The 14,428-nt window shown below is 37.9% G+C and carries 15 protein-coding genes and 1 pseudogene; 1 reads left to right on the top strand and 15 read right to left on the bottom strand.

Features of this window, described 5'->3' with window-relative positions; genetic code table 11:
• The 4 genes and pseudogenes from A5816_RS02540 to A5816_RS02525 form a co-directional block, all read right to left on the bottom strand.
• A pseudogene (locus A5816_RS02540) lies at positions 1 to 463 on the bottom strand (class C sortase); the annotation flags it as partial.
• Positions 464 to 794: 331 nt separating this feature from the next.
• Positions 795 to 2,225 (bottom strand): SpaH/EbpB family LPXTG-anchored major pilin, encoded by a 1,431-nt coding sequence (locus A5816_RS16170; protein ID WP_086310609.1) that lies wholly within the window; start codon positions 2,223 to 2,225, stop codon positions 795 to 797.
• On the bottom strand, positions 2,222 to 3,724 hold the full coding sequence (locus A5816_RS02530) for a SpaH/EbpB family LPXTG-anchored major pilin (protein WP_086310608.1): 1,503 nt from the start codon (positions 3,722 to 3,724) through the stop codon (positions 2,222 to 2,224). The genes A5816_RS16170 and A5816_RS02530 overlap by 4 nt, the downstream gene beginning before the upstream one ends.
• Positions 3,721 to 6,048: an MBG domain-containing protein gene (locus A5816_RS02525; protein ID WP_086310607.1), complete on the bottom strand. Its 2,328-nt coding sequence runs from the start codon at positions 6,046 to 6,048 to the stop codon at positions 3,721 to 3,723. Before A5816_RS02525 ends, A5816_RS02530 begins: the two co-directional genes overlap by 4 nt.
• A gap of 579 nt (positions 6,049 to 6,627) precedes the next feature.
• Between A5816_RS02525 and A5816_RS02520 the strand changes: the two genes are divergently transcribed.
• Positions 6,628 to 7,284 (top strand): CPBP family intramembrane glutamic endopeptidase, encoded by a 657-nt coding sequence (locus tag A5816_RS02520; protein ID WP_010732234.1) that lies wholly within the window; start codon positions 6,628 to 6,630, stop codon positions 7,282 to 7,284.
• A gap of 93 nt (positions 7,285 to 7,377) precedes the next feature.
• Here the strand turns inward: A5816_RS02520 and A5816_RS02515 are convergent, their stop codons facing one another.
• The 11 genes from A5816_RS02515 to A5816_RS02465 form a co-directional block, all read right to left on the bottom strand.
• Positions 7,378 to 7,665, bottom strand: coding sequence for a DUF2087 domain-containing protein (locus A5816_RS02515; RefSeq protein WP_010732233.1), 288 nt, complete (start codon positions 7,663 to 7,665; stop codon positions 7,378 to 7,380).
• Positions 7,666 to 7,923: 258 nt separating this feature from the next.
• Positions 7,924 to 8,271, bottom strand: a complete 348-nt coding sequence (rplS, locus tag A5816_RS02510) for a 50S ribosomal protein L19 (protein WP_002290284.1) — start codon at positions 8,269 to 8,271, stop codon at positions 7,924 to 7,926.
• A gap of 135 nt (positions 8,272 to 8,406) precedes the next feature.
• Positions 8,407 to 9,168 carry a tRNA (guanosine(37)-N1)-methyltransferase TrmD gene (gene trmD / locus A5816_RS02505; RefSeq protein ID WP_086310606.1) on the bottom strand — a complete coding sequence of 254 codons (762 nt, stop codon included), beginning with the start codon at positions 9,166 to 9,168 and terminating at the stop codon, positions 8,407 to 8,409.
• A complete protein-coding gene (rimM, locus tag A5816_RS02500; protein ID WP_002290281.1) occupies positions 9,158 to 9,682 on the bottom strand; it encodes a ribosome maturation factor RimM in 525 nt (174 codons plus the stop codon). Before rimM ends, trmD begins: the two co-directional genes overlap by 11 nt.
• Positions 9,683 to 9,832: 150 nt before the next feature.
• Positions 9,833 to 10,624 carry a hypothetical protein gene (locus A5816_RS02495; protein WP_086310605.1) on the bottom strand — a complete coding sequence of 264 codons (792 nt, stop codon included), beginning with the start codon at positions 10,622 to 10,624 and terminating at the stop codon, positions 9,833 to 9,835.
• Between the two features lie 123 nt (positions 10,625 to 10,747).
• Positions 10,748 to 10,999, bottom strand: a complete 252-nt coding sequence (locus A5816_RS02490; RefSeq protein WP_002290277.1) for a KH domain-containing protein — start codon at positions 10,997 to 10,999, stop codon at positions 10,748 to 10,750.
• A gap of 11 nt (positions 11,000 to 11,010) precedes the next feature.
• The gene (gene rpsP, locus A5816_RS02485) at positions 11,011 to 11,286 is read right to left on the bottom strand and encodes a 30S ribosomal protein S16 (protein ID WP_002290274.1); all 276 of its coding nucleotides are present in this window, start codon (positions 11,284 to 11,286) and stop codon (positions 11,011 to 11,013) included.
• Positions 11,287 to 11,408: 122 nt separating this feature from the next.
• The gene (locus A5816_RS02480; protein WP_086310604.1) at positions 11,409 to 12,179 is read right to left on the bottom strand and encodes an ABC transporter permease subunit; all 771 of its coding nucleotides are present in this window, start codon (positions 12,177 to 12,179) and stop codon (positions 11,409 to 11,411) included.
• Positions 12,176 to 13,078 carry an ABC transporter ATP-binding protein gene (locus A5816_RS02475; RefSeq protein WP_086310603.1) on the bottom strand — a complete coding sequence of 301 codons (903 nt, stop codon included), beginning with the start codon at positions 13,076 to 13,078 and terminating at the stop codon, positions 12,176 to 12,178. Before A5816_RS02475 ends, A5816_RS02480 begins: the two co-directional genes overlap by 4 nt.
• Positions 13,078 to 13,278, bottom strand: a complete 201-nt coding sequence (locus A5816_RS02470) for a PLDc N-terminal domain-containing protein (RefSeq protein WP_002306273.1) — start codon at positions 13,276 to 13,278, stop codon at positions 13,078 to 13,080. The genes A5816_RS02475 and A5816_RS02470 overlap by 1 nt, the downstream gene beginning before the upstream one ends.
• 1 nt (position 13,279) lies before the next feature.
• Positions 13,280 to 14,392, bottom strand: a complete 1,113-nt coding sequence (locus A5816_RS02465) for a helix-turn-helix domain-containing protein (RefSeq protein WP_086310602.1) — start codon at positions 14,390 to 14,392, stop codon at positions 13,280 to 13,282.
• Between the last annotated feature and the right edge of the window lie 36 nt (positions 14,393 to 14,428).

Below are 14,428 nucleotides of genomic sequence, written 5' to 3'. Positions count from 1 at the left end.
GCCCAGAAAGAACGGCATGTGTGCTTTTCCCGCCAGTCGGATAAGAACTTCCTTCCAATAATGACGTTCCTTTTTGCAAAAATATTTCCGTTGTCTGATTGAATATGGGTAAGCTGACATTGATTTTTGGGATTTCGATGACTCCAAGCATATGTTCCATAAAAAAGGCATTACTAGGTAAATCTTTTAATGCTTTTGCATCAACTGCTTGGTTGAAACTAGCTATCCCTGGTGATACGTTTTGCTCTGCCAGCTGTTGGTTTTTCTTTGTCATTTTTTCCTGCTGTTTTTTTATTTCTTCTGAATTCTTACTCGATGCCTGCTTTTGATAATGGATGATCATCTGCTGGGCAAGAAAATCATTCAGTGAATCTTCTACAAAAGGATAAGAAAAGATCCCGATCCCAACGACTAAAATGATTGCCATGAAGATGTCCAGTATTCTTATTCTGCTTTTTTTCATCATGTCCACCTATTTTCTAATATGTATATGAAGAGGTTGTGTGCCTGCCGTTCAGCTCTGAGTCACAAGGAACAATTTCAAAAAATAGCTTCTCATGTTTGATGAATATTGTGACTTGTGACCGAGGAGTTGGCAGGAGAACACCGTTTAAAGAAGAGGTTGTGAAAAAGCAGTTTAGTTTCGAGTATTAAGATAAATTTTTTGAAAATGGTTCCTCACATTGTTGCATACATTTGACTTAATACCAAGAGAACGACCACTTCTGTCACAACCTTTCTCCCCATTTGAATCACTGTCGTTTATTTATTGTATGATTTTTGTTTCCAATAGTTTAAGCTTCTGTTTCTTGATGGCGTTTTTTGAAGTAGATCACTGCTCCTCCAACTAAAGCAATACCTACCAAGATGAATACGATGATCCCCATACCACCAGTTGAAGGCAAGATTCCTTTAGGTTGGTTCTCGATCGTTGTTTCATCAGAAGTTGTTGGATCATCATCTACTGTAAATTCAGTGTACGCAGCTTCATTCTTAGGTAATGCGTAGCCTTCTGGTGCTTTTGTTTCTTGAAGGCAGTATGCCCCTTGTTTCAGCCCTTCGATTGAAAATTTTCCTTCTGAATCAGAAATCAATTTCACTTCTTCCCAGTCAGAACCTGTGACTTCATCTGACCAAGCGTATGGGTATTCTCCTGAGGCAAGGTTTGCTATTTTTTTCATTAATTTAACAGTTGGATCTTTTGCTCTTAGAATAGAAAATTCTGCACCGGCTAATTTTTCTTGCGTGTTCACATCTTGTTTGATGAAGTGGAAATCACCGTAGTTTTGGACATTTTCTACAGTAATCGTGTTATCTGTAGTTGTATTTTCCCGATTGACTACACCGTTTGGATTCCCAAGATCGGCTTCATCCGCGCCATGGATGATTCCGGTTGTTTGTTGCAATTTTCCGTTTTCTACTACAAATGAGGTTTCTTTTTGTGGATCGGTCAATTGATAACCATCTGGTGCTTTTGTTTCAACTAAAGTATAATTGCCGTCTAGTAACCCATTGACACTGATGGATCCTTCAGTATCAGTTGTGAATGTCAATGCTGATTCGGCAGGACCATAAAGAGCGACACCGGTGTTTTCATCAAAACCAGTCACAAATTGATTGTCTGAATTTTTGATCTGAAATTGCGCCCCTGCTAACTTATCTACTCCTGAAAAGTTCCCAGCTTTTTGGATTTTGATATTGCTTTCTTTGATGACATTTTTAGCATATAGATGAATCGTGTCTAAAGGTTTGTCAGGGTCTGATGAATCAGGGTTGTAAAAGGGTAAGCTTAACACGATATTTGGCGACGTTTCGACACCAGGTTTTGGTGTTTCTACAAAGACGTATACAGCATCTTTCCCATCAGATTTACCTGGAAGAGTCAAGTTAGCTAATCCTTCACCAGAAGTTGTTACACTTGCGAAGGGTGTAGCGTCTGCTGGAACTGCTGTATCTTTACTTGGATAGTACGTAGCAGTGATGTCGTATACGTTGAATTCTACGCCGTTCAACGGTTCACTATTCGGAAATGTCAATTCCGTTCCGTTGTTTATTTGATTTTCTGGTGCTGAAGTGAATTTCAATTTATGCAAATTAACCGTGACATTTTCTGGTGTAGGTGATACGGCTGCAGAGACATCTGCAGTTCCTAGGCTGAGAATGAAAGGAAGCAACATAATAGTAGTTCCTAGAAGTGCCCATATTTTTGTTTTGATGTTTTTCATTTTATTTCCCTCCTATTGTTTCCTTTTTGTTGTTTTTTATAAAACCAAGCTGTCCCTGTTGAAAGGACTAGCAACAACCCTAAGATTGAAAAACTTCCAAGCATCTCTTCGTTTGTTTTTGGAAAGCTTCCTCCACTTTTTTCATGTGATGAGCCATTCGTCTGCATCTGAACTGGCGTTTTTCCGTTATTTGTCCGATTTGCTTCTGGTTCGTTGATGATTTCCAATGGTATAGGATGAAGTGGATCATAACTGCCTTCTTCAACTTCAAAGAGAATTGGTGCTGGACTCCATACATATCCTTTAGGCGGCTTGATCTCAACTAGTTCATAGCTTCCAAAAGACAAACCATGGACAGAAAATGTTCCATCTTTACTGGAAGTAAAAATCGTTGCTCTCGGATCATCTTTGGCTACCCAGTGATTTATCCCATTTTCTTGCGCTAAATATTGATTATCTCTTTTGACTAGAAATTGAGCATCTGCCAGTCTTTGTTTCGTTTGCCGATCCACTTTGACAAATTGTTTGCCACCTGTTTGGATGGCAAGATGTGTTTCTACTGTTTGATTGTCAGTCGTCAAACGTACCTCGTTGTCAAATGTCGTTTTTTCACTGTTTTCTTTCAATGTCATTTGGTAACGGATCGTTAATTTTTTCCCAGCAAACGAACTGAGATCTTTTCCAGGATCTGATAATACAAAACCATGTTTTGTTTTTTGTGTATGAAATGTATGAATCTTTTCTCCACTAATCAAAAGATCAATTGTTTCTGGTTCTAGCCACAACTGAGGATCAGCTGTATCTTTGATCGTATAGGTTCCTATCTCGTTGATGTTCTCCGGAATTGTGGTGGTGATGAGATAAGGTACTTTATCCCCATCTGCAAAATCTGTCTGCTTGTTCTCTACTTTTTTTGTTAATGTGAGTGCAACAGGTATTTTTTGTTCGCTCTTGGGATACAAGTGGATGGTCGTCAATTTATGATTAGATGAATCTGTCACAGGAAGCACGACGACAAATGGTGCTGATTTTTCTTTTACTTGATCTGAAGATTTTATTTCCGCAAATCGGTAAACAGCGTCACGACCTTGCTCGTCTTTGTCCGATACACGAAAAGAAGCAATGCCCTCTTCCTCGTCTACTGTTTTTGTTACACTTTCTGCCAGTATTTTTCCACTATCACTTTTTTGTGCTAGCTTTCTTTGTGCATCTTCTACACTACTTCCTTCTGTCCGCAGCTTGTAAAATTCATCCGAGACATCATATATAGCGAAAGTAACACCGTTCAACCCTTTTGCCTCCTGAAAGTTATCTGGACTATCCATTCCGTCGTTTTGACTGATACTTGGCATCTGTTCGCTTTCGAACATTCGATTATGCAAAGTAAATGTGATGGGTGATTCTCTAGCTGACACAGTCGGAGAACCAATAAAAAAGCCCAGTAGGATAAAAAAGAGAACAGCAAACTTATCCACACGTACATTTTTTGTTTTTTTCATCGCTGTTCACCTGCTTTTCTCTTACGATGGATAAAATAAAAGAAGCCAGAAAAAATAAAGATTATTCCCAAAAAGACAAAGGGTAGTAGACCTATCCCGCCTGTCGAAGGAAGCAAGAGAGTCGGATTGATCGTCAACTTAGCGGTATCTGTTGCGGTAATCGAATAATTATTGTTTACAGTTCCTTCCCTTAAACTAATCGTTACTATTTGTGTTCCGATATCTGTCCGGCTGTTAGCTGTTAGTGTATAATCCAATGATTCACCTGAGACAACACCAGCAACGTGGACATTTCCAACCGGAATCGAGTGACTTTGGGCATCATAATTAAAGACAGCGTCATCGACAGTAATCACTGCACCAGCTTTATTGATGGTATAGGTTCCTGATGTGTTAGCTATATCAGTAAATGACATCTTGGGATTTGCTGCTTTGACTTTATCTATTCCGCTTTTCGTTAACTTGATTGTATAGCTGCCAGCATTAACCATATTTTTTGCTGATTGTGCATCTACTGTGTAGTCCGTGTTGCTAAGTGTCACTTGCACTGGAGTAAGCGAACTGGTGACACCTTCTGCTGGCTTGACATGGATTGACGGGATTCCTACTTTTCCATCATATGTCTTACTGCCACCGAGCTCTACCGTACCGCTGATTGGCTTGATCGTATAGATATCAGATGTCTGCACGATAGTAAATAGATAGTTTGTTCTGGCAGCTAGTTTAGCTAGTCCGCTTTCTGTCAATTGCCAAGACGTATAGGTTCCAATTTCAGTAGGCGCAGTTACTTCAACTCCCTTTTCATTCATCGCTTTGAAATCAGTTGGATTCCATGTGATTTGATCAATACTGAGATCATTGTTTAAAAGGGATGTTGATTCTGTTTTATCATTAAAGGTATATTTAACGATCGGTACAACAGAAAGACCATCATAGTACTTACTGCCATTTACATTGATTGATACTCTTTCATTTGTCTTATAATATAGGATGACTTCAGAAATCTGTTTTCCATTTGCGTCCTTTACGATTACATTTCCATTTGTATCTAAACTAGCTGAAACACTCGTTGCTGATTGGTTCTTTGTTTCTGTTGCTGAAACAGCTGTAAAGGTATATCCGATGATAGTAGGCACATTAGTCGTCAGGTCTTGTGCAGCACTTCCGTAAGTAAGATTCATTATTTTAGAAGGAGCAATCGTCTGTCCAAAATAGTCTTGATACTTAATAGTGATTGGTGTTTGTTTGCCTGTATAGGTCACCGTATCGACGTTACTTTCTAGGGCTGTGAAAGAACCGTTTGTTTGTGCAAAAGAATAGCCCGTTACTGCTGTTGGAGTAATAACCACTTTGTCCCCCACATGGATGCCAGATAGTGCAGTACCATACGTACCGATTTTTGCTGCTCCACCATTGACTGTATAAGAAAAAGTTCCTGTCCGGTTCGCATTGACCTGAACCGTTGCTACTTGATAGGTTGGGACAACTGAAATATTCCCCTTGTTATCAACGATCTGTCCATTTTTAATCGAGTACCCTGTGAATGGAATATCGTTTGCTAACTGTATACCGATTGAAAAAGTACTCATACCTCCTCCGGCAGGAAGCCCTCCCCATGTTGAGGGTGTAAAAGAATAACTTTTATCCGCATTGGGTGTAACGGAATCGATCGTATTTCCAGCGGTAGCCACCCCCATATAGATACTTTTTGGGAAGGTGGTAGTAGTACCATTTACTGTGGAGCCAATAAACAGATTATGGATATCTGGACGGTTATCAATAAAAGCGATTGCTTTGGTAACACCTTGTAACATGGTTTTATCCGCACTCATCGTTCCGTTAACCGCAACAATGACTCCATCTTTGGCATATATCACTGTATATCCATCTGGTATGGTATGTCCGTTGAAATTCGTAGTGGCCGCAACAGCACTAAATGTCTGACTTCTACCTGTTTCTGAATAAGCTTTTTCCCCTGCTGCTTTTGCTGCTGCAATTTCTTTTTCTGTCGGATCAATCAGCTGAGTCGAGGGTGTAGTTGAGGTTGTCTCGTTGTTGCTAGACTGATTGGTACTTTCTGTTGACTGTATTTCAGAGGCGGGTGGACTATTTGTCTCCTCGATCATTTGGTTAGCAAAACTTGACGTTTCTGTATAAACGTTTACATTCATATTGGATAAACTTCCTAAGAAAGTAAGAATCACGATTATCGAAACTGCAATGGAACGCAAGTGTTTTCTTCGAGATACAGCTTTTAGTCTAGAATCAAAATGTTTTTGACATATACGTTGGATTTTATTTTGAGTTTTCTTGGTCATTTTCATCCCTCCTCTCAATAAAAAAACGTTATCAAATAAACACGTGCACGTTATTCAAAATTTAATTTTTACTATTTTATTGATGTATGGAAAGTTTGAATCATTTCTATTCTCTTTTTATTCTAAGATTATTTTAGTCTTGTCCTTTAATAGAAAGATTTTATTTTTAAATAAAAAATACTCTTTTTTTACGATTATTGAAAAAAAAAGATAAAACTTGATGAATTGAAGTATTGCTTAAATTTGGAAGCTAGGAGGGAAGAATAAAAGGAACTAGGACGGGATTATCTACTATTTTTCTTTGTTTTAAATATTTGTTATCTTTGAACATAAAAGAGAAATGTGTCGACTGCAGTGTTGTGTCCTTCATCACGAATAAACGGTGTTCAATTAGCTGATCTTATATTCACTTAAAAAATGGTAAAGTACGAGTTGCTATTCCCCATTTTCAATTTTCTAACGCGCAGGACAAAATACTGTTTTCACAACCTCTTTGGAATAAAAGCATATATATTGTTCCAAGAACGAAATCTTGTTATCTTTTTAAAGGGCATTTGTCCAAAATCTAATTTTAGGAGGTACGTTTTGACATTTATTCGTACAAATAAAAGAGAATTATCTTTATTCATTCTTTATTTTTTATTCATAGGATTTCAATTAGGGATCCTTCCATTAGCCTTATTATCTATGGTAACGAACAGTGATTTAATACATTCAGAGTTTGTTGTATTCGCGGTTAACTTATGTATTCCTTCTATTGTTGGTATCATTTTGTTTCGTAAAGAGATCATAGAAAGTTTTTCTTATTTCAAAGAAAAAACTTGGCTGAGAATTGCTAGTATATTTTTTTGGGTAGGCTTGATCTTTTTAGTAGACGTCTTCATGCAATACATTTTAGGTCCTACTAACCAATCAGCCAATCAGGAATATTTATTGCAATTAGGAAAACAAACGCCGCTATTTTTGACTTTGATTGTTTTTGCTTTCTTTGGTCCGATTTTAGAAGAACTTATTTTTCGTCATCTTTTAATTAATTGGCTTTCTCAATCTATTGGTTTAATTTTGTCTTCTTTGATTTCTATTTTTCTATTTACATTTATTCATGTAACGCATCCAATTGATTTTTTCATGTACGCTCCTGGAACGATTTTACTGACGATTGCTTATTTAACTGCGAATCGCTCATTAGCTTTTATCATGGCTATCCATATTTTGAATAACGTTCTTGGTTTTGTATTATAGATACAGATGACAAAAAAATTCAAGTATGCAGCGTTGGTTCTACGCCGCATACTTGAATTTTTTTCAATTAGTATAAATCAAAACTTCTAATTTTCATTTTTCCATCAACTGATACGCCCGACCATCCGAACTTCTTTTGAAAAAACCGAATGTGATTAGGTAACGCCTTTGTTCGACATAATCAGCACTAGAAAATACGTCCATCAATATCGAATTGACTTCTGTTTCTGTATAGATTACTCCATGTTCGAATCGTTTCAAGACTTCTTTCAGCAGGATGTATTTCTTTTTTGTTGCGCTTGGTACTTGTTTTACTTTACCATCCTTCATAAATGTCTCCAAAACTTTCATTTTCTCTTGCTCTGTATAAGTATAAATCATCTTCTTTCTCCTTTTGATTCTAAGAATACTCCATTTATGTTAGAATATTCTGGATTTTTTATTAAAGCGGTTACTCTCAAGAAAGATATTATCATATGGCTCTTTTTTTTACTAATATTTGTCGATAGACTCATCCTAATAAGTTATTCGCCCATTCGAGTAATTAAAAAATACTGAATCAAGAATATCGCGTACATGATAAGAACAAAAAAAGAACCCTTGAATGCCAAGGGTTCTTTCTCTGTCTGATAACAATGATTAACGACGGATTTCTTTGATACGAGCAGCTTTTCCGTGTAATGCACGTAGGTAGTACAATTTTGCACGACGTACTTTACCGTAGCGAACTACTTCGATTTTTGCAACACGTGGTGTGTGCAATGGGAATGTACGCTCAACGCCCACTCCGTTAGAAACTTTACGTACTGTATAAGTTTCGCTGATTCCAGCACCGCGGCGTTTGATAACAACACCTTCAAATAACTGGATACGTTCACGAGTACCTTCGACAACTTTTGCGTGAACACGCACAGTGTCACCAGGGCGGAACGCTGGGATGTCAGAACGTAATTGGTCTTTTGTTAATTCTTCGATTAATGGATTCATGGTTTTCTTCTCCTTATTCCAAATATTCTTATGAGCTTCTCTCACAGCGGAATATCGTAATAGTTAAGTGCTTGTGCACTCACCATAAAATACTAACATACTATCAATCTACTGTAAAGAATATTTTAGAAAAAGTTACTTGGCTATATCTGATGATTTTTCTTGCTCTTCTTTCTTGATTTCTTCTAAAAATTTCGTCATTTGAGGTGTCCATTCAAGTGTTTCCAAGAGATCAGGTCGGCGTTGATAGGTTCTTCTTAGCGACTCTTTTAATTGCCATTCTTCAATCAATTTATGGTTTCCATTTGTCAGCACTTCTGGTACTTTCATCCCTTTATATTCTGCTGGACGAGTATATTGGGGATGTTCTAATAGACCAGTTGAATAAGAATCGGTTTGGGCAGAAGTATGATTGCCTAACACATCTGGCAACAGCCGAACTGTTGCATCGATCATGACCATCGCACCTAATTCTCCCCCAGTAAGGACATAATCCCCTAAGGAAACTTCATCTGTCACTAATGTGCGGATACGTTCATCATACCCCTCGTAGTGACCACAAATGAATACCAGGTGTTCTTCCTGTGAAAATTCTTCTGCCATTTTCTGATCGAATCGTTTACCAGCTGGATCAAGAAGGATGACTCGTTTCTTGACATCAGGTGCAGCTTGTTCAATTACTTGGATATTATCATAGATTGGCTGGACTTTGAGCAACATACCTGCTCCTCCGCCATATGGATAGTCGTCTACTGTCTGATGTTTATTATCTGAATAGTCGCGGAAGTTAGAGATATTGATGTCTAATAAACCTTTATCTACAGCCTTACCGATGATGGATTCACCCATAGGACCTTCAAACATTCGCGGAAATAAAGTCAATACATCAATCTTCATCGTCAATCAGCCCTTCTGGGATTTCTACACGAATCACCCCAGCTTCTAAATCAACTTCTTTGACGACAGAAGCGATATATGGAAGCAAGATATCAGCCTTTTTCGGACGTTGTACGACCCATACATCATTGGCGCCTGGTGACAAGATTTCTTTTACTTTACCTAGTTCCGTTCCATCTTCTTCCACCACACGCAGACCGATGATCTCATGGTAATAGAATTCATTTTCATCTAGATCTACAGAGTTGTCTTTTGACACTTTCAATATGCCATCCCGATATTTTTCCACGTCATTGATGGAAGGATGACCTTCAAAACTCAATAAGTCAAAATTTTTATGTTTACGATGACTTTTGACCGTTAATTCAATAGGTGCTTTTCCATCTTGGAATAATGTCAGCACCGTCCCTTTTTTGTAACGTTCTTCTGGAAAATCCGTTGTTGAGATCACACGGACTTCACCTTTGATACCTTGTGTGTTTACGATTTTTCCTACATTCAAGTATTCAGTCAACTTATATCCCCATTTCTTTTTTGTCTGTTTTATTTTAGCATGTGCGGAGAGGCAATTCTAGTTTTCTTTTAGGGTATTAAGCCAATTTTATGCAAAACTGCGGCGTGCTGTTTTTGATGACTTCTTATTTCTTGAAGCTGAGCACTTCTGTCATGGCTTCTTCATACAAACTGCCATCTTCAATGCAGCCATAGGGTCTTGATGAGTGATCGTATAGACATTTTTCGGTTCTTGCCAGCTTACTTCTACGGCTCGATTCGTCGTATCTCCCATATCAATAGTTATCTTACCAAATTGTTCAGGTGCTGGCAGCCTGTTTTCTTCCAAATAGGCTACGATTTCTTTAGCTAACGGTAAGGGTTCTTGACCATCTATATTATTCCCACGGATCCGAATACGCCAATTTCCTTCTTGCCATTCAAGGTAGCTTGAACCTGCTGCTCCTTGCTGATACCCCGTGATTTGATGACCTAAATCCATTTGCTGCCCATTTGTATCGATCTCAAATGGCTGCAAGACTTGTATCGTTTCTTGACTAGAAGCAAATCCATATTGATAGAGATAAGTTGCAATAGGCGTTTCTTGATTCAATTCGTCAGCATTCAATCTGAGGTGACGATCTGATCCGTAATATAAAATAGAATAACCTTGCTTTGTTTGTGCCGCTGCGACATTGAGATAGCCAGAAGAAATTGGTACATCTAAAGGCATGGGCACGTTTGGTTGTTGTTCTTTCAACTGGTTTAAAGCAGTCTTCTCCTCATTATTTGAGGTAGTCCTTGTTTGTTCAGTAGATGAAGCCGTTCTGGTACTACTTTTTTCTGTACTTGCAACAGTTTCAGATGTACTGCTTGATGGTCGCGTATTGTCTGATTTTTCAGTAATCAAACTGCAGGCGCTTAACAATAAGACAAACGGAATAAATAACATCGTATTTCTCATTATCTGCTCACTCCCTCCTATTATAAGGATACGCTTTCTTGCTTCTTTTGCCAAATAATCATTTCTTCAATTAATAAAAAAACAAAAAAACTGTACTCGAAAATTCGAGTACAGCACGTTTATTTACTTTTCCTTATCATCGATGATATTCAAACGCACTTTTTTTGGTGCATTGATCCGAACACCGTAAACGATTGTGCGGATTGCTTTGGCAACACGCCCTTGTTTTCCGATGATACGGCCAATATCTTCAGGTGCCACTGTTAGGTTGTACTCGTAAAAATCTTTCGACTCTACGACATCTAACTTGACTTGATCAGGATAAGTGACTAGCGGACGAACGATTGTTAAGACTAAGTCGCTTAAATCTTTCATATCCGGTCACCTTATTTCTTTGAGAATTTAGCTTCGTGGTGTTTTTGCATAACGCCTTCTTTTGAAAGGATGTTACGTACAGTGTCAGAAGGTTGTGCACCTTTTGATAACCAGTCAAGAACTAAGTCTTCTTTTAAAACTACTTCTGCAGGGTCTTTCAAAGGATTGTAAGTACCTACAGTTTCGATGAAACGTCCATCACGAGGAGAACGTGAATCAGCTACGACGATACGGTAAAAAGGACTCTTTTTAGAACCCATACGTTTTAAACGGATTTTAACTGCCATTATTTATTTCCACCTCCATTGTTTTATTCACAAGATGTAGTGTAACAGTTTTTTTTTACCCTGTAAAGCTTTTTTTCTTTACAGCTTGATTAAATTCGATTTTTTTTAGGAAATAGCAGATTTTAGACTTCTTTTTTGTTAAAAACAAGCCACCCAGCTACGATGGATATGACGATAGAACAACACGTCACTGCTAATGACTGAGTATAATCTGTAAGGTGGATTTCTTTCGTAAGATAATTTGAGGAAGAAATCAAATAAGTCGGTACATATTCTGCTACTTTAGAGAACAACCCAGCACCATAACTCAGAATGACCGTTCCCCCACTAGCCAACAGAACCGCATAATTGGAAGAAAGAAAAGCTGAATAAAATAAAATCAATGAATAAATCCAACAGCCAAAAAAATAATAAGTAAAACTGATAAATAAAGGATGGAAGATAATCGACTGGTCCCAATAATAAATCGTGTATGCTAGCGTAATACTATAACAGCACCAATAGCTGACACTCCAAAATAGTATGCCCATGATCCATTTCGATAGAAATATCTTCCAGCGCTTCATCCCTTTTGTCAGCAAGTTGATGATTGTTCCATCTTGGTATTCGCTTGTCAATATCCCGCTGAATAAAAGAAGGAAGAAAATCAGCAACATTGGAATATTTTTATAAAATTGTGTCCATGAAGTCGTTGCATCAACTGTGATTTTCTGAACAGAAATCCCTGACTCTGCCAGAGTTGTTGACATAGCTTGCACTAAATAAGGAGTCAATTTAGCTAGCAATGGATTCATTATACCGAAAATCACTGTGAGCGCACTTAGCGTGATGATTTTGCCAGTACGCCAGTTTTCCTTCAGCTCCTTTTTGGCGAAGGCAATGAGTTGTCTCATGATTGAACGACCTCCAAAAAGAGTTTTTCTAGCGTAGGTTCTTCCATCTGGACTGATTGGACTGGCAATTGATACTTGGCTAGCAAATCCATAGCAAAAAGCATTTCTTCTTTACTTTTTTGTGGATAAGCTATACGCAGTTCACTTCGGATCATCCCTCCAGGTAAAAGCTCTTCAAATTGTTCGCGCTCTTTTTTGGAAAAAAATACGATCTCAAACCCACTAGCATTTGTTTGCTTTTTCAATTCGTCCACTGATCCAGACAACACGATTTTTCCATTATCCAAAAAAGCAACTTTGTCACAGATACGCACCACATCAGATAAAATATGAGTTGAAAATAAAATCGTCGTTTGCTCTTTCACAGAGGATAAGATATCTAAGATTTCTTTTCGACCAACAGGATCAAGAGCAGAAGTTGGTTCATCGCAAATGAGTAATTTGGGCTCGTTCAATAATGCTTGAGCAATCCCTAAACGTTGTCGCATCCCTCTGGAAAAGTTTTTGATCCGCTTCTTTTCATTCGACAGACCGACAAGTGACAACAGTTCATTGGTTTTTTCCTTTATCCGCTGTTTAGGCATTCCTGTGAGTTCGCCGCAAAAGATCAAATACTCAGAAGCGGTCATATAATCATAAAAAACCGGTACATCAGCTAAATAGCCGATTTCTTGATTGGTCGTTGTTTGTCCGTACTCTACTTCTTTTCCGTTCACTCGGATCGTTCCGCTGTCTTTTTTGATAAGACCTAAGATCAGTTTCATAGTTGTCGTTTTTCCAGCACCGTTTTTACCGATGAAACCAAAAATCGTCTGTTCTTCTACAGAAAAAGATAAATCATCCAGCAATTTGTTTGTACCAAAAGACTTTGAGACTTTTTCAAGTGTCAAGATAGCCACTACGCATCCTCCTTGCCAAAAATCAAATAAAGGACAGGACCGATAAACTGCATACCAACAATAACAATAATCACCCATATCATTCGATTTCCATGTTTATATGCAGAATGTGTAAAGATATGATGAAGTACATAAATAAGTAATCCAAACTGTACAATGATTAAAGGAATTAAAAATGGAAGAAATTCTTTGATGCCCATATTACTCGCCTGCCAATCGTTTTTTTAGTTTTTCAATTTTTGATCTTTCAATTTGTTGAAAAATCGGATTTTCTAATGCACTTAATGCCCCTTCCCTGATGATTTTCGTGTCTCTTATTTGCTGTACCCCAAGATCTGCTCCTTCAAATATCTCAGTTATCTCATCAAAATACCTATCACCATGAAGGATCCTGCCTTCCTCGCTTAAAAGTATAAGTGTCAAATCCACAAACTGTTTTAAGCACTTTATTACTTGTTCTTCTTTTTCATGTTTCGCATAAGCACAGGCTGCAGCGTAAGAAAATTGAGCACAACTGTTGGGATGGACCGCCGTCAGGTTGAATGCTTGGATCACAGCATCTATTCTATTGACAGTTTCTTCTATAATCGGTAATTGAATGATTTGGATCAATAGATAATGGGTGGCTGAAGATACGAGATTGATTAAATGAGAAAACATGCTGAATTGAGTATAGCTTACCGCTTTTTTTGTTTGTCCAGCGGCTCGGTACGCTTGGATAAGTAAGGTGTCGCTTTGCTGGGTAAAACGATAGGGGTCCGCTTTTTCTTCGATTTCAGATAAAGCTTCTTCTGGTTTGCCTAACTGGAGCATGACCGCTACTTTTAACAAAGAAGCATTATTGCATAGAGATAATTCTGCTGATTCTTCAACGATTTTCGTACATAACGCTTCTGCTTCAGACAGAATTACTTGTTGTTCCTCCAGATCCTTTGTTAGCATAAAATGATTCAACCACAAAACGGCTACTTGTAAAAGAAAAGGATAACATGAGTAATATTGTTTGACCGCTTTTCTACAGTCCTCCATCACATATTCAAAGGGCTCTTCAGAAAAAGCGGTGGTCCACTGCTGATAAAAGTGTCTGATTTGCTCTTTCGTCAATTGAGGATGATAGCCAAGCAGTTCATCAACAGACACATCAAAAAAACTGGCTAATTTAGGCAATATGAGTACATCAGGCATACTTTGGCCTGTCTCCCATTTGGAAACAGAAGCTTTTGTCACCCCTATGAATTCAGCTAGAGTTTCTTGAGTCACGCCTTTTTTCTTTCGTAAATTTGCTACATTTTTCGATAATGATAATTCTTCCATCTTATCCCTCCTTTTTCTTCATTATATAGACTTTCT

This window comes from Enterococcus sp. 3G1_DIV0629 (assembly GCF_002141285.1).
Lineage (GTDB): Bacteria > Bacillota > Bacilli > Lactobacillales > Enterococcaceae > Enterococcus_B > Enterococcus_B lactis.
This window is presented reverse-complemented; position numbering and strand designations above follow the sequence as displayed.